The organism is Rhodanobacter sp. LX-99 (assembly GCF_018599185.1).
Classification (GTDB): domain Bacteria; phylum Pseudomonadota; class Gammaproteobacteria; order Xanthomonadales; family Rhodanobacteraceae; genus Rhodanobacter.
This window is the reverse complement of record NZ_JAHFVL010000002.1, coordinates 66,268-82,092: the sequence shown is the minus strand read 5'-3', so window position 1 is coordinate 82,092 and position 15,825 is coordinate 66,268. Positions and strand designations below refer to the sequence as shown.

The 15,825-nt window shown below is 68.1% G+C and carries 9 protein-coding genes; all 9 read right to left on the bottom strand.

Annotated features, from left to right (window positions below; genetic code table 11):
• Positions 1–34 precede the first annotated feature (34 nt).
• Positions 35–391 carry a hypothetical protein gene (locus KK131_RS10955; protein ID WP_214556770.1) on the bottom strand — a complete coding sequence of 119 codons (357 nt, stop codon included), beginning with the start codon at positions 389–391 and terminating at the stop codon, positions 35–37.
• The gene (locus KK131_RS10950; RefSeq protein ID WP_214556769.1) at positions 388–4,809 is read right to left on the bottom strand and encodes a bifunctional serine/threonine-protein kinase/formylglycine-generating enzyme family protein; all 4,422 of its coding nucleotides are present in this window, start codon (positions 4,807–4,809) and stop codon (positions 388–390) included. Before KK131_RS10950 ends, KK131_RS10955 begins: the two co-directional genes overlap by 4 nt.
• Positions 4,810–4,826: 17 nt before the next feature.
• On the bottom strand, positions 4,827–5,546 hold the full coding sequence (locus KK131_RS10945) for a PP2C family serine/threonine-protein phosphatase (protein ID WP_214556768.1): 720 nt from the start codon (positions 5,544–5,546) through the stop codon (positions 4,827–4,829).
• Positions 5,543–7,159 carry a type VI secretion system-associated protein TagF gene (gene tagF / locus KK131_RS10940; RefSeq protein ID WP_214556767.1) on the bottom strand — a complete coding sequence of 539 codons (1,617 nt, stop codon included), beginning with the start codon at positions 7,157–7,159 and terminating at the stop codon, positions 5,543–5,545. Before tagF ends, KK131_RS10945 begins: the two co-directional genes overlap by 4 nt.
• Before the next feature lie 4 nt (positions 7,160–7,163).
• Positions 7,164–10,697, bottom strand: coding sequence for a type VI secretion system membrane subunit TssM (tssM, locus tag KK131_RS10935; protein WP_214556766.1), 3,534 nt, complete (start codon positions 10,695–10,697; stop codon positions 7,164–7,166).
• Positions 10,698–10,702: 5 nt separating this feature from the next.
• Complete coding sequence (gene icmH / locus KK131_RS10930; protein WP_250887222.1) at positions 10,703–12,067, bottom strand: type IVB secretion system protein IcmH/DotU; 1,365 nt, start codon at positions 12,065–12,067, stop codon at positions 10,703–10,705.
• Positions 12,068–12,071: 4 nt separating this feature from the next.
• Positions 12,072–13,409, bottom strand: a complete 1,338-nt coding sequence (gene tssK, locus KK131_RS10925; protein ID WP_214556765.1) for a type VI secretion system baseplate subunit TssK — start codon at positions 13,407–13,409, stop codon at positions 12,072–12,074.
• A 125-nt stretch (positions 13,410–13,534) separates the two neighbouring features.
• Positions 13,535–14,887, bottom strand: a complete 1,353-nt coding sequence (gene tagH, locus KK131_RS10920; protein WP_214556764.1) for a type VI secretion system-associated FHA domain protein TagH — start codon at positions 14,885–14,887, stop codon at positions 13,535–13,537.
• A 389-nt stretch (positions 14,888–15,276) separates the two neighbouring features.
• Positions 15,277–15,825 carry a hypothetical protein gene (locus KK131_RS10915; protein WP_214556763.1) on the bottom strand — a complete coding sequence of 183 codons (549 nt, stop codon included), beginning with the start codon at positions 15,823–15,825 and terminating at the stop codon, positions 15,277–15,279.

The window sequence follows — 15,825 nt, the reverse complement described above, 5'->3', positions numbered from 1 at the left end:
CGACTTTATGCGGCGACTGCAATGACAGGTAGTTTCAACTCCCGAGAAACAGCCAGCACGCCACCAATATCAGCAGCGCCGCACCGGCCAGAAGTGCGAGCAGGGGTTTCCAGGCAATCGCCGGCCGCATCGACAGCAACGTTGTCAATGCATGTCCGGCATCAACCGAAGTATCGCCGGACGGCGTGGCCTGGACGCGACGCGTACGCGACGTCGTGGTGGCCGACGGCATCAGGGTCTTGCGCGCGGTGACGACGCCGTTGCTGTCGTGCAGCGACTGCAGTACGCGGCGGCGCCGGGCGCGGTATTCGGCGCGCGAGAGCCGGCCCAGCCGATGCGCTTCGTCCAGGACATGCAGATCCCGATTGATGGCACGTTCCCGCTCGGTCATTTCAGCTCCCTGAGCACCCGGAAACCCACGTCCCGCTGCGGCGAACCACCGTCGGCGCGGCTGGTGTCGACGCTGCAGTCCGACCAGTAGCTGCTGTAGCTGCCCCCGCGCACCATCACGCTGCCGCCGCTGACGACCCACTCCCATACGTTGCCGGTCATGTTGACCAGGCCCCATGGGTTGCGCGAGCGGCCCCGCGCCGACACCGGTGCGCCGCTGCCGTCGCCGCCCCCGGCCGAAGGCAGGACGCAATTGCTGTCCTCGGCCTGCTTCCAGCCACCGCCACCCTTCGCCGCATGCACCCACTCCGCGTCGGTGGGCAGGCGATAGGTGAATCCGCCACTGAGGTCGCTGAGCCATCGCGCGTAGGCGCGGGCCTGGTCGAGGCTGATGTTGCTCACCGGCGCATTGCCGAGGTCCTGGTCCGCGACCGTCATGGCGGCGCACTTGCCGGTGGCCCGGCAGAACTGATTGAACTCGTTGATGGATATCTCTGCGCGCGACATGGCATACGCCTTGCCGCCGCCGATGCCGGGCACGACGACCAGCAACGGTCCACGCGCACCGCTGATGCTGTCGGAACAGAACTTGCCCTTCCCGGCCAGTCCAGGCCTGGAGCACGAATCGGCCCCGGAGGGTGTCGCCGCCTCGGCAACGGCTGGCGGCTTGGCGGCTGGTGCTGCACCCGGCCGGCCGGTGGTCGTCGGCAGCCGGCCCGGAACAGCCGCCGGCGTCTCGGCGACAGGCGCGGTCGACGGCGCCTCGACGGCTGGCGCGGCGCTGGTGGGCTTGAGTCTGTCGAGCTGTTCGGCCAGCGACTTGGCGCTCAGCTGACCACGCATCTTCATGCTCGCTTCCAGCTTGCCAAGCTCCGTGGCGTCGGTCCTGCGGATGCCGTCGAGCTGCTTCTTCAGCTGCGCATAATCCGCGCTGGCCAGCGGCTGCTTGCCTGCGGCCATGATCGCGGCGACCACGTCGTAGCGCGCCTTCGCCGCGCGCAGTTCCGGATTGCCGCCAAGCGTGCCGAGGCCCTGCCCAAGCACGTCCGCCGCCCGCTGGTAACGGCCTTTCTCGAACGAATCCTCGGCCTGACCCAGGTAGGCGTCGGCCAGCAGTTTCGGCCCCTCGGTCTTGAGGAACGGGTTGTCGGGCTGCAACGTCCTGATCCGCGCCAGCGACTGGCTGGCCTTGCCGACGTCGCCGGCGGCCACCGCGCTCTTCATCGATTCGATGCGCGACTTCACTTCGGCATCGGCGCTCTCCTGCGCCGCCTTGGCCTGCAGCTCCTGCTGAAGTGCATCGAGGGCGGCAGCCTGCGCAATCAGCTGCGTCGACTTCGGCACGTACTTGAGGCCGAAATCCACCGCGAGCCTGGCTTGCGGCAGATGCTGCGGGTCGGCGAGCCGGGCCGCCTCGTTCGCGATGGCGGCACCCAGCGCGTCGACCACACGCCTGGTCTCGGGCGACGTGTCGGCGCGCAGCGTGTCCATCGCCGCCGCCACCGAATGTTGCCAGTCGGGCGTCAGCGTCGGTTTTGCGCCCAACCCGGCCAGCGTCGTGCGCGCATCGGCGAGGGCCTGCGCCTGCTGCTGCAAATTCTTCTGCCGGACGGCATTGCGCGCGCTGGTCACGTCGGCCAGGACTTTCGCATGACCGGCTTCGGCCGGATCGAGTTGCTGGCCGGCCTGGCCGATGCGTTCGGCGGCATCGAGATCGCCGGCGGCGATCCGCTCGCGCGCCAGCTTGATGAGGCCGGCGTCGACCTGGCCGCGCACCGCGGCATAGTCCGGAGAATCGGCGCCGATCTGGCTGCGCGCGTTGTTCAACGCGCTCTTGACGTCCTGCAGCCAGACCACGGTGCCGAGCGGATGGGCCAGCAGGTCGGTGACCCGCCCCTTGGCCAGCGCATTGCGCTGCGCCTCGGTGGCTGCCTTCTGCGCCAGCTGGTTCTGCTGCTCCAGCAAACTCTGGCGCGTGGCCGAGAGGGCCGAGTCGCCGGGAAACAGGTCGATGCCGAAACCGGCGATGCCGATCGCGCCAGTCAGATCGCCCGCACCCTGTTTTTCCGCCGCCTGCGCCGCCAGCGCCTGCTTCAAGCGGGTGGCCTGCGCCGCCAGCCGCGGATCGTCGCCGAGCAGGCCCGCCGTGTCGTGGTATGCCGTGGCCACCTTCGTGCGCCAGTCATCGGCGTTGCTCGCCTTGTCGAGCAGGCCGGCCAGGACTTGCAGGCTCTGCTCGCGCTGTTGCTGCAGCTGCTGCGCCTGCTGTTCCTGCAGCCGTTGCGCCGCCAGTGCCTTGCCCATTTCGTCCAGCTGCGCGCCGCGCTGCTTCAGGCGGGCGGAATCCGGGAACAGGCTGCTGGCCAACTTGAGTTCGCCGGTCGCTTCGTCGACGCGTCCGGCTTCCAGCGACTTGCCGATGGCCGTGTCGTACTTGAGCTCCAGCTCGGCGTTCTTCAGCAGGCTGCTGTTCGGATCGATCGCGCGGATGTGCGCCAGCGTGGGAACGACGTTGTCCGGCTGGTTCTCGAAAATGGCGTTCGCGTCGATCTGCCGGGTGAGCTGGGTATCCAGCGAATTGAGCAGGTCGTTCTTCTGGTCATCCACGCTGCTGCGCTTGATGTCCAGCGCCGGCGAGTACAGCTTCAGATCGTCGCGCAGCTTGAATACCCGTTGCGCCCCCGCGTAGTCGTAGCGGTCCCTGGCGGGGTTCCAGTAGGCATCGATCCGGCTCAGCAGGTAGTTCTGGATCAGCTCGCCCTGGTCGACGATGATGCGTTTGCGCTCGTCGTCGCCCAGCGTATCCAGCGCCTGCAGCGCCTGGTTCTCGTTGGCGTAGTGATCCGGCCGCGTCGGCGTGAACCGCGCGATCACTTCGGCCACGTGGTGGCTGTGCTGGTAATTGGTCCACGCCCAGACGCCGCCGGCGATCGCCAGGGCCGCCGGCACCCCATACATGAAGTACGGCATGGCCCGTTCGCGCAGGCCGACCTCGCGCAAACCCTCGACCAGGTCGTTTGCGCTCTTCAGGCGCTGACCCTTGGTGAAGGCGACGCTGGCGCACAACGCCTTGTACTGCTGTTTGGTCAGGCCCTTCACCAGCGGCGGCTTGCGGCCTTCCTTCATCGCCACTTCGGCGCTGGCCTTGTCGTACGGGTGCTTGCCGGTCAGCAGCTCGAACGCCACGCAGCCCAGCGCATAGACGTCGTCGCTGGGCACCGGGTCTTCGCCCCGGATCATCTCCAGGCTGGCGTAGGCCGGGGTCAGCGCACCCAGCGTGCCGGCGTCGAACATGGTCTGTTCGCCGACGGCGTCGCCCATGTGCTTGCCGGCGCGGGCGATGCCGAAGTCGAACACCTTCGGTATGCCGTCGCGGGTAACCATGACGTTCGCCGGCTTGAAGTCGGAATGCACCACGCCGGCGGCATGCGCCCGGCTGAGCGCACGCGCCATGCCCTCGATCAGCGGCCGCGCTTGCGCCAGCGGCAGGCCGTTATAGGCGCGCTCGCGGATCAGCTGCTTGAGATCGGAGCCGTCGACGTATTCCATCGTCATGAAGACGATGGTGCGGTCCTTGTCGAAATCGTAGACGCGCACGATGTTGTCGTGTGCCAGCTGCTGCGAGCGGCGCGACTCGCGCTGCAGCGAGATCAGCGAATCGGGGTGACGACGGAATTCGTCGTTCAGCACCTTCACCGCGACGTAGGGATCGCGGTCGCGCGCCTCGACCTTGCGTTCGTCGCGCGCCTTGAACACCACGCCCATGCCGCCGCGACCGATCTCCCGCTCGAGATGGAAGCGGCCCTTGAGCAGCGAGCCGACCGTGACGAAATCGCCGGCTTCCGCGTCGGCGATGTGGTTCCAGCTGGAACTGTTCATGCTGGAACTGGTGCCGGTCCTGCCCTGCTGGGTGCCCTGCGTGCCGGTGGCGCCGGCGGTATGCCCTTCGACCGGCCGCCGCGGCGTGCCCGAGGCGGGCTTGACGATCGTGGCCTCGTCCGTGACGGGTGGCCGCACGGGTCGCGACGTCGGCTTGACCACGGTGGCATCGTCCACGTCGGCATCCGGCGGCGCGCCCGGGCGCGAGGTCGGCTGCACCCGGGTGGCCTCGTCGCCGCCGTTGCCTGCCGCTGGAGCCGGTGGCACGGCCGGCCGCTGGGTGGCCGGCTTGACCATGGTGACGTCGTCGTCGGGTGCCGCCGGTACCAGCGGCGCCTGCACTGCGGCCAGCTTGGCCAGCAGCGCCTTGGCGATCAGCGGATCGAGCGCGCCTGCGTCGCGCTGCTGTTCGAGCCACTCGCGTTCGGCCTGGTACCCGGCCTCCGCCAGTGCACCGCGCGCGCCCAGCGCATCGAATACGGCGGGGAGCTTGAGTTTGTCGGCCTGGTAGGCGGAGACCAGTTCGGCTATGGAATTCATGCTTGGGGGATTTTTCATCAGTCTTGGATACGCACGACGACGGCAGAAATGTTGTCCCGTCCGGCGCGGCTCATCGCCAGGTCGAACAGGCTGGCAACGAGATCCTGCGGCTGCGGGTTGCGGCGACACTCGTCGTCGAGTTCGGCATCCGACATTTCCTTGTTGATGCCATCGGAACAAAGCACGAAGGCCATGCCAGGCCGGTTGCCGGCGACGACCCAGTCAACGAACAGACTCTCTTCGGCGCCGACCGCGCGCGTGAGCACGCCGGAGCCGGCTTGCGGCGGTGCCGGCGTGGCGCCGAAGTGGGTGACGTCATCATCGCCGCCATGCACGTGGTCGCGCGTGATCTGGCGCAGCCGGCCTTCCTCGAAGCAATAGGCTCGGCTGTCGCCAACCCAGCCGCACAGCATGAAATCAGCGTCGGATACCAGCACCACCACGGTCGAGCCGATCAGGTCGACGCCGCGCGTAGCGGCGGTCTGCAGCAAATCGGTGTTGATCTGGACCAGGGTGTCCTCGATCGTCTCGATGAAGTCGAAGGCGCTGCCCGGCCGGGGCAAGGCACCCAGGCGCTCGACGATCATCGTGCTGGCATAGTCGCCGGCCGAGTGGCCACCCAGGCCATCGGCGACGACCCACAGACCGACCTCGTCGCGCACCAGGATGGCATCCTCGTTGTGCTTGCGCACCTTCCCGGTCACCGTGCGTCCGGCCGAAACGTATCGAGTCGTCATGCGTCAATCTCGATGATCGCCAACGGCCACCGGGCCGCATCCGTGCCGAGGCCTGCAGCGGTGGCAATGTGCAGGCGCGCGTCGCCGCAGGACGGCATCGCAAGGCTGCGGGCAAGGATGTCGGGCGAAAGCTGCAGCAGTGGTTGGGTGGCCATCAGCAGCAGGCGGTCGCCGGCTTCGACGGCGCACAGAACCTCGCCGCAAGTCGGCTGCGCCGTGGCGCCGAGTCCGGGTGCGCTCAGCGCTACCCGGCTGAACAGCAGGTCGTCGAAATCGTCATCGCCGCCCGCACTGACGGCTGGCGGCGTGCTGCTGTTGGCGAAAAATGGCTGCAGCCGCCCCCGTCGCCAATGCCAGGCCGCCGCCGTGCCGATCCGCAGCAGGCCGACCTGGCCGACGGCAACGTGTGCGGCGATCACCGCGCAATCCTCCAGCACCGGGTCGATCAGGTCCTCGCTGGCCTGCCGCAGTCGCGGATTCAGCGCCATGATCTGCGCGCGCAGCACCTGCATGCCGGCAGCCAGTTCGGCGCCGGACAGGTCATGGGCAATCGCGGACACGGCGGCGACCGCCTGCTGCCGCCGGTCGGGATGGCCCGCCTCGGCCGCCACCAGGGTCAACGCACCATCCGGCCGGTGCAACACCGCCACGCCGGCAGCAGGCGCCTCCGCCACCACGCCCACGGCGACGTGCACGACCGGCGCCGCCAGCGTCGACGCCGCCGATACCACGCCAAGGTCGGACAGCAGTTCGAGGTCGTCCGGCAGCCATGCCGCAGATGGCGCAGACACCGATGACGATGACGATGGCGATGGCGATGCGGCCACGTCGATCAGGCTGGTGGCCGCTTCCGGCATCGCATGCCGGCGCGGCGTGGCGCCTTCGAACATCCCCAGCGACTGCCACGGCGCGACACTGCGGCTGGCGTCGAGAAATCCCGCATACGCCGTCGGTTGCGGCAAGCCGTTGGTGACCAGCACGCTCGCCGGCACCCGTTCGCCACCGGCCGTCCACCACAGGCACCAGCGGCCCGGCGCGGCAGCCAGGTGCGTCCACAAGCCACCAAGGAACGAAGCGGCAGCGGCGCCGGTCGGCAGCGGCAGGCGCCAGTGGCTCGCCGCATTCCAGTCGATGCCGCGCAGAAATTCCGGCACCGGCGGCTGCGACACGTCGAGCGGGCCAGCCAGCGCGGCAACCTGCTCGTCGAACAGGTCCACGCTGATCGCGGCGTCGACCTGGGAGGTGCCATGCACCTGCTCGGCGGCATCGAACCAGTCGCCGCCCTCGGTCAGTGCACGGGTGCAGGACGCGACATCGGCGCCGATGGGAGCGGCGATGACCATCGGAAAGCAGCGGCCGACCCGGTCCACGCCTGGCCCCATGATCCCGGCCCAGGCCGATTCACCGCAGGCCCCCGAGGCGAGCAGGAAGCGCCACACCGGACTGGCGTGATAGGCCTCATGCCAGCCGCCCCCCAGTACGCTCCGGCTCTCCGCTACCGCGTTCTCGAAATGGCGATCCCACGCGTCGACGAAACTCGGCGGCAAGCGTCGTTGCACGAAATCCCCGGCACTGGGCAGCTTTCCGAAAAAGCCGGCGGCGGGATTCGGCATGCGTTTATCCCCCGCACCGGAAACTGGACAAGGCGTTGCTCAGGAACGGGTTCTTCAGGTTATTGGCCTGGATCGTCACCTTCGCCACGTGGCCGCCGAAGTTGAAACTGGCCACGAAGCGCAGGTCGGACTGCTTCTGCAGGTTCGCCGCCTGCAGCGCGCGGAAGAACGCCCAGTCGCCGCGGTAGTCGAATGTCGTCAGCAGCGTGCCGGCCGGATCGTAGGCGGAGATCGAGACGCGCCCCGGGTTCGGCCCCGGCCATTTCATGCTGACGTTGGTCGCGCCACCCGGCTGGTACTCATACTTCTGGCCGTCGACTTCGATCACCAGCTTGCCGATGCCGGCGTCGAGCACCGGCGTGAGCAAGGTGAAATCGACCTCGGGCATGTTGCCGCTGCGGAAGAACATCTGCTTGATCCGGTCGGCACCCTGCAGCTGCGCCAGCATGCCGGCCGAGCCGCTGACCGCGCCGGGCCCGGTCTTCCATTGCCAGTTGCGGCCGCTGGCATCGATCAGCTTGCCGACCGTCTGGTTGTAAAAGCTGTCGAAGCGGCCGCCGTAGCCGAACATCTCGCCGAAGTTCTGCAGCGGGATGTCGTTGTTGCTGGACGGCGAGAACGGGTAGCGGCCGCGGGTGAAGTCGGCGCAATCCTTCGCGACCGCCTGCTGGTACTGATCGTCCAGCGCCCCCTTGGTGCCGCTGGCCACCAGCGCCTGGCTCTTGCCGGTCAGCGCGGCGAACCAGCCGGAGGCCGGCGCCGGCAACTGCGTGGCCGCCTGCTGCGCCATCAGCAGTTGCGGATTCGGCTGCCCCGCGGCGGAACTGAAATCGCCCATGGTCAGCAGGGTCTTGCTGAGATCGTCGAGCACCCGCAAGGTCTGGTCGATCGGCGCCGCGCCCGGGCCGCCCTCGCTGAGCTTGTTGATCTGCTCGAAGTGGTCGCTGATCGCCTGCCCCGGCTTCTCGGCCGCCGCATCCGCACCCGACGCACCGGCGCCGGCGCCGGCCTGGGCCAGCGCGCGGGCCAGCGCGGTCTGCGTGGCCTTCTTCTGCGCCAGCTGCCTGGCCACGTCCTCGGCCTTGTCCGCGGCATCGGCGGGCGGCGCGCGCATCAGGTCGTTGGTGTTGTCGCGCACCACCTTCAGCAACAGCTTCATCGGCGAATTGGGCCCGGCCAGCTTGGCCGCGATCGTGCTGGCATCCTGGATGTTGCCGATCGGCTGCAGTTCCAGGTCGGCCAGGATGCCGTCCCAGGCCTTGATGTAATCCTGCTCGTACAGCGCCAGCACCTGCTGCGCCAGACGCGCCTTCTGCAGCGAGTCGATCTTGCTGGCGCCGAACACCCAGTCGTCCGCGGCGAACTGCGTCACCGCCTGCTCGATGCCCTTGTCGACTTCGTCCTTGAATACCGGCTGGGTGAACAGGGCCGGCAGCGGATCGGACAGCGCTGCACCGCTCTTGCGCCGGTACACGTTGCCGAGCAGGCCCAGTTCCTTGTCCAGCCGCAACGGCAGGTAGGCGCCGTTGTCCGCGGTCAGCTTGATGTTGCCGTAGATCAGGGTCGGCAGATCCGCGGTACGCAGCGTATTTCGCGCCTGCTCCACCAGGTTGTTGTCCAGGCTCAGCGCGCGCAGGCGCCCCTCATGCCCGACCAGGGCGTCGAAGTGCTTGGTCAGCGCCTTCTGCAGGACCGGATCGCCGGGGAACAGGCGGCGCCACTCGATGCCGGCCAGGGCCACGATCTGGTCGTGGTCGAGATGCCTGGGCTCGCCCAGCATCAGGTAGCCCTTGAGGTAGTAGTACAGCATCTGCGGGTCCGCGGCGTTCGCCGCCAGACCCGCGCGGAACTGCGACGCCACGCCCGGCAGCAGCAGGCCGTTGAGTTCGCGGAAGTACGCGTCGCGCACCTCGTCGCCGACCGCGTTGCCCTGATACAGGCCGAAGCGCATCGACAGCGGCACGTCGCCCTTGTGCTGGTCGGCGACATCCACCGCGCCGGACAGCGACTCCAGCCGCTCCAGCACCATCGCGAAGTACGCCTGCTGGTTCGGCGCCAGCGACAGGTCGCTCTGCGCCGGGTATTTCTGCAGCGCGGCCTGCACCTGGGTCAGGTAACCGCCGTTGCGCCGGTAGCTGCTGGCAAGCCCGAAGACCAGCAACGCACACACCAGCAGCACGCCGACGTAGGACGCCGCCTGCAGCAGGATTTTCTGGCGCTCCAGCTTCGGATCGGTACCGGCGAAACCCGACTCCTTGAACAGCACGTCCTTGAGCAGGCGCTCGACGAAGAACGTGCGGCTCTGCGCGCCGGGCACATGCAGGCGCGACGCATCCAGGCCGAACGTGCGCGCCACCGCGCCCATCATGCGATCGATCGGCGTGCCTTCCTGCGTGCCCGAGGTGAAATAGGCGCCGCGCAACAGCAGCGGCGAGCCGTACTGGTGGCCGGTGAACACGCCTTCGACGAACTGCCGGGTGATCTCGCGCAAGGCGCCGAGCTGCTGCGGGAACGACAGGATCGCCGCACGCCGGGTACGGTCGCGCTCGCCGTGCAGGCGGTCGAGGATGCGCGTGTTGAGCCGGTCCAGCAGCAGGTTGAATTCGTCGAGGAACTGCTTCGCGGCGGTGCCGTCCATGGTCTTGCCGACCGGGAACGACATGCCCCAGACCTGGCTGCGCAATTCCGGGTTGAGGTCGTCGAAGAACTCGGTGAAGCCGGCAACCAGGTCGCACTTGGTGAACACCAGGTAGGCCGGCACGCCGATGCGCAGGTGCTTGGCCAGCTCGTCCAGACGCTGGCGAACCGCCAGGATGTGCTGCTGGCGGCCGTTGGCGTCCAGCGTCAGCAGGTCCGACAGGCTCATCGCCACGATCACGCCGTTGATCGGGCGGCGCTTGCGGTACTTGCGCAGCAGGTTGAGGAATTCCTCCCAGGCCGAGGCATCGGCGCCGCGGTCGGAATCCTGCGTGGTGTAGCGGCCGGCGGTGTCGAGGAACACGGCCTCGTCGGTGAACCACCAGTCGCAGTTGCGGGTGCCGCCGACGCCGCGGATCGCTTCCTTGCCGAACTTGTTCGACAGCGGGAAATTGAGGCCCGAGTTCTGCAGCAGCGTGCTCTTGCCGGAACCCGGCGGCCCGATCACCACGTACCACGGCAACGCGTACAGGTTGGTGCCGCCGCTGCGGTTCTTGCGCAGCGTCTCGACCGCTTCCTGGAAACGGCCCTGCAGTTGCGCGCGCTCGTTGGCGGAACGTTCGTCGCGCTCGCCGCCGCCGGTCGGTGCGCCCTGATCGCTCAGGTCGCTGGCCATCTGCCTGGCCTTGCCGCGCACGCGCATCTGCTGGACCTGCAGCCATACCGCCCAGATCACCACGATCACGATGATCACCAGCAATCGCACGATCGGGCTGGCCAGCGGTTGCGATTCGCCGAAGCCGAGATAGGGACCGCCGAACCAGATCAGCAGCGACAGCAGCAACAGGCCGACGAGGGTGATGAACAGGCGGGATTTGAACAGCGCAAGAAGCTTGCCCACGATGTTCAGTCCTCCGGGCTGTAAAGGATTTCGACGCGGCGGTTGCGCGCGCGATTGACCGGAAGATCGGCCGGCAACGCGATCGGCTGCGACGAGCCGGCGCCGCTGGATTCCAGCCGCCCGGCGTTGTCGATGCCGTCGCCGAGAATCTGCAGCACCGAGCGCGCGCGTTCCGCCGACAGCGCGTAGTTGTCCTTGAAGCGCAACGAATGCACCGGCTGGTCGTCGGTGTGGCCGACCACGATCACCCGCCCCGGCACCTGGTTCAGCGCCGCGGTGATCGCATGCAGCATCGGAATCTGCCTGGCAGCGACCTCGGTGCCGCCCGAGGCGAACATCGCGGCCGCGTTGAGCCGCACCAGCGCGGAGCCGTCCGGCTTCTCGTCGACGGTCAGCGCACCGGCCTGTTCCTGCGGCGCCAGCAACTGCTTCAGGCTCTTGCGCGCGATGGCCGGCGCGGGCTTCGGCCCTTCGCCTGGCGGCACCGCGCCGCGCAGGCCGATCTGCGCGACCTGCGCGCTGACCGGCGACGACAACTCGTTCAGCCGCGTATAGAAGTACAGGAAGGCACCGAGCAGCAGGCAGGCGCCGGCGGCCACGATCACCCACAGCGGCACGTAGCGCACCAGCGGGTTGCGCCGGTCTTCGAGGCCCTTCCAGTGCGGCGCCAGCTCTTCCGCCGCGGGCGGCCGCTGCGACTTGATGCGCCGGTACAGTTCTTCCTGGATGTCGGCCAGCTTGGCGCGGCCGTCGGCCTCGATCTGGTAGCGACCGCCGAAGCCGAGCGTGAGGCAGATGTACATCAGTTCGATCAGGTCGATGTGCCGCGAAAAATCCGCGCACAACCGGTCGAGGATGATGAAGAATTTCTCGCCGCCGTACGACTCGCCGTGGAAGACCACCAGCAGGGTCTTCGCCGCCCAGCCGCTGTGCTGACCCCACGGCGTGTTCATCACCGATTCGTCGAGCGTCGAGCACAGCACGTAGCGCGCCGCGGTGATCGTCTGCGCGGCAACGCCGGCGGCCTGCGCGTTGCTCTCGAACTGGCGCACCTGCGCAATCACCTGCTCGCGCAAGTGGGTGGCATCCGGCTGCGACACGCTGTTGCGCAGCTGCACCGCCAGCAGCAGCAGCGGGCTCGCCGCCTGCACCAGCGCGTTCAGTCCGCCACCGAGGAAATCGCTGATCGCCGCCGGCGGTGCCGCGTCGGCACGCGGCGCAGGCCCTCTCGCCGGCGCCGCGCCCGGCCATGCGGCAGGCGCCGGGGTCGCCGGAACCGGTGCCGGTGCGGGAGGCGTCGGCGCTCCGCGCGGACGGACTACCGTGGCATCGCGCAGGGGATCGTCGTCATGGGGGCCGTTGCTGCTCATGCGCTCAACCTCTGATCGCCCACAGTTGCAGGTCGAGACCGGCGAACTCGCCACCGAAATGGAAGGCAATGCCGCCCGACGTCTTCAAGGCCCGCCACATCGGCGAATTCTTGTCGAACTCGAAATACAGATAGCCGGAGTTGTACGGAATCTGCCGCGGCGCCACCGGCATCGGCGACACCGGAATGCCGGGCAGCTGCAGGTTCACCAGGTCGCGGATCTTCTCGACCGGGCCGATCTTCGATTGCGCGGGCAACTGCCGGCGCAGGTCCTCGGACTTCAGGTCGGCCTTGGCCGCGAGCACGAACGCGGCGGTGTCGATCAGGCTGAGGTCCGGCACCACCGCGACCCACACGCCGAACTTGCGCTGCTGCAGCGGGATCGGGATGGCGGTCTGCTCCATCACCGCGCTGAGGCTGCCGCGCAGCGCGACGATCAGCGGTTCGAAGCTTTCGTACAACGCCTCGTGCCGGTACGGCGGGAACGCCGGCGGCCGCTTGCCGGGCGCGGTGAACGTGGACAGCTCGCCGGCCATCTCCGTCAGCACCCGGTAGAAGTCTTCCGGGTGCAGGATCGGCGCCGCGGCCAGATGCGCGATCAGCGGCTGGTAGCGGTTCACCACCTGCAGCAACAGGAAGTCGGCGATCTCGGCGGCGCCGCCGCGGTCGGTCACCGCCACCCGGCTGGCCAGCGCTTCGCCACGCTGGTGCAGCAGGCCGAGCAGTTCGGTGAGGAAGGTCGTCAGCCGCGGTACGGCATGGCAACTGAGCGCCGTCGGCATGAAGGCGTCTTCGAGGATCACGCGCCGGTCGGAACGGCACTCGACGATCCGCGCCAGCGGGATCTGCGCCAGTCCCTCCAGCGGCTGCGACTGCGGCAGCAGGCGGCTGTTGAGGCCGCCCACTTCCAGCGCGGTCAACCCGTCGACGCTGCCGGACGCGTCCCGCACCTCGGTTTCGCGCACGCGGAAGCGGAACAGTTTCTCGGCCGGTGCTTCGGGCCGGCCACTGTCCGGCTGTGCCGGCGAGCGCAACGGCAGGGTCAGGAAGACGGTCTGGTCGCGCCAGTTGCCATCGACCTCCAGCGCCAGCGGCAACGGATCATCGCCCGGCATCGCGAACGGCGTGCCGTCGGGGAACACGCCGCGCGCGCGTTTGATGCCCAGCTTGCCGATCGCCAAGAGGTCGGCTTCCAGCTCCAGCTCGGAAAAGCCCCAGGTGTAGGGCCGCAGGCTGCCGGCGCGCAGTTCCACGAAACGCTCGAGGTAACGCTCCTGCTGCTGCAGGTGCTGGGGCCGAAGGAAAAGTCCCTCGCTCCAGACGACTTTGTTGTTATCCGTCATGCGTCGCGCCTGCCCCTGTGAGATTTCCCCGGCAGCGCTGCCGGGTATTCCGGTGTCGACGGCATGGCCTTCGACACACCCCCTGGATCCGTTCCCCAGCCCGCGGCTGCGGCGCCCCCGCGCGCCTAGCGATGTGACTGCTGCATTCTCCGCGCCGATTTCAGGCGTGACAACTGTTCCTCGTAGGCCCGTGCGAATTCGTCGCCGAACAACCGGCGGAAGCATTCGTCCGGATCCCGCGACAGCCCGTCGAAATGCTCGCGGTACTTGTCCCAGTACTTGCCCTTGCCGGCAAACGCCGAACGCTTCGAGCCATCGGTTTCCTGCTCGAAACGATCCGGATTGAAATGCACCAAAAGCGATTCGAACGCGGCACGCACGCCGGCGAGCATCGCCATCTGGTGGCAGCGGATATCGTCGAAGGCATCCTCGAACGCGGCCGTGCCCGACATGAAGGCGCCGTTCGGCGGCGCCATGATCTTCTGCAGCGCCTCATCCGGATTCGGCGCGAATTTCAGCGGGTTGTTCTCGGAACGCTGGATGATCGTGACCGGCAGGCGGAACGTGTTCTTGATCTCGGCGCGCGCGCGCAGCACGTCCATCACGCCATCGACCACCACCCGGAAGATCTGGTCCACATCCGCCGGCAACGCCGTCGGGCCGGTCGTCTCGGCGAGCGAGGCCACCGGCGGCGCATGCGGCGGATGCACGGCGGCGGCAGCCGGTGGCGGGGCCGCTGGTGCGGGCGGCGGCGGACTGGGCGGCGACGAGAAATCGCCCATCGTCAGGTCCCAGTTTTCCGGCAGCGCATTCACGCTGGCCTGGCGCTGCCCGGTCGTCATGGGCGGGCGGAAGAAATCTTCCGTGCTGGCCGAATGGTTCCAGCCTGAGCTGGCGTTGCCGGTGGTCGCGCCGGACAGCAGACCGGACGACGCGTCGGTCGGACCGAGAAAGCTCAGCGGATCGAGCTCATCGGCGGAAGCCGTGCCGATCGCGCCGGGAATCAGCTCCGCGTCGAGCGGAATCCCCGCTGTCGGCGGCGGGTAGGCGGGCGCGCGCGGCGCGGGATCCAGCAGGCCGAAGTCCAGCGGATCGAGCACCGCTGCGGCCGACGCAGCCGTGGGCTGCGGGTCCGGGGCGGCCAGCGCACCCGCGGCATCCTGCAGGCGCACCTCCACCTCGAAGGTATCGATCAGCAGCCGGTCGCCGTCTTTCAGCGCGGAGGGATCGCCCTTGATCAGCGGCGCGTCGTTCAGCAGCATGCCGTTGGTGCTGCGGTCCTCGATGAAATACATGCCGTTGAGGTAACGGATCATCGCGTGGACACGCGAGACGCCGGAGGCGCTGAGTACCCAATCGCAATCCTCGGAACGGCCGATGCTGCCGCCTGCGGCCTCGAACGTCCTGCTGCTGCGGCTGCCGAATTGGGCAGCCTGACGACCAGCAACGGCAAGGATCAGAGTCTGCGACGTCGGCACGCTTGTATTTCCCCTGCAACTGTCAGCCAATCAGGACAGCGATGAATGGATCGCCCGCGCTCGTTCCAATGAATCAGTATCCGGGTATGCGGAAAGCCAGCCTCGCTGATCGTTCGCGAGCGGCGTGCATTGCCCTGGAGTTGGTCGAACGTGCAGATGACTCCCCCATCCGCGACGGAGCATCCCACTCCTTCCTGCATCCGTGATCCGGAACCCCTGTCGCCGATGACTGCCGCGCTTGGCGCTGCGCAGGTCTCACCCATCCCGGGGCAACGGAACCTCGCGACAGATTGGCTGATGAGCCAGTCGGGCGCGATCAAACTGCCGTTCACAATCGTATCGCCCATCCGCGCAACGGGCAAGCCGGCAGGAGCCGGGAACAGGCGAACTCAGGCCCCGCCCGCAGCGGCACCTCCCGCATTGAGCAGGGTCATCGCCGGCTCGATGAATCCGACGCGGCGGGCCTCGAACTTCTCCGCCACCAGTGCGGCCAGCATGTTGATCCCGGCCACCACCGCACATGCAGTCAAGTGGTCCGGTGGCGGCACCGGGGTTTCCTGCGAGGCCGGCGCCATGCTGCCACCGGACCATCCGGCGGCGGCGGCCAGCCACGCTCCGGTCGACTTGTAGCCGCCGGCATTGGCGAACTCGAACGCTGCGCGTCGATTGCTTTCGTTCGGCTCGCGCACCCATTTTTCCGCCAGCGAGGCACCGGCCCTGTCTTCGGGGTTCAGCGCCTGGTCGCGCGCGCACTGGCACAGCCATGCCACGGCGTAGCGCTTTGGCAACATCCGGGCGATCAGCTTCAAGGCGTCCTGCACCTGGCCGGCATCGACCAGGGCCCGAACGGCAACCGGCGCCGTCATCTCCGACCGCAGCAAGGCATTGGCCTGCTCGGACAATTCCATCTGGATCGACGCCTGCACGATTCCTGACAT

Coding starts and splice junctions, on each gene's coding strand:
- icmH (WP_250887222.1), bottom strand. CDS start 12,067: ATGAGCAGCAACGGCCCCCATGACGACGATCCCCTGCGCGATGCCACG.
- tagF (WP_214556767.1), bottom strand. CDS start 7,159: ATGCCGAATCCCGCCGCCGGCTTTTTCGGAAAGCTGCCCAGTGCCGGG.
- KK131_RS10945 (WP_214556768.1), bottom strand. CDS start 5,546: ATGACGACTCGATACGTTTCGGCCGGACGCACGGTGACCGGGAAGGTG.
- KK131_RS10955 (WP_214556770.1), bottom strand. CDS start 391: ATGACCGAGCGGGAACGTGCCATCAATCGGGATCTGCATGTCCTGGAC.
- tssK (WP_214556765.1), bottom strand. CDS start 13,409: ATGACGGATAACAACAAAGTCGTCTGGAGCGAGGGACTTTTCCTTCGG.
- KK131_RS10950 (WP_214556769.1), bottom strand. CDS start 4,809: ATGAATTCCATAGCCGAACTGGTCTCCGCCTACCAGGCCGACAAACTC.
- KK131_RS10915 (WP_214556763.1), bottom strand. CDS start 15,825: ATGTCAGGAATCGTGCAGGCGTCGATCCAGATGGAATTGTCCGAGCAG.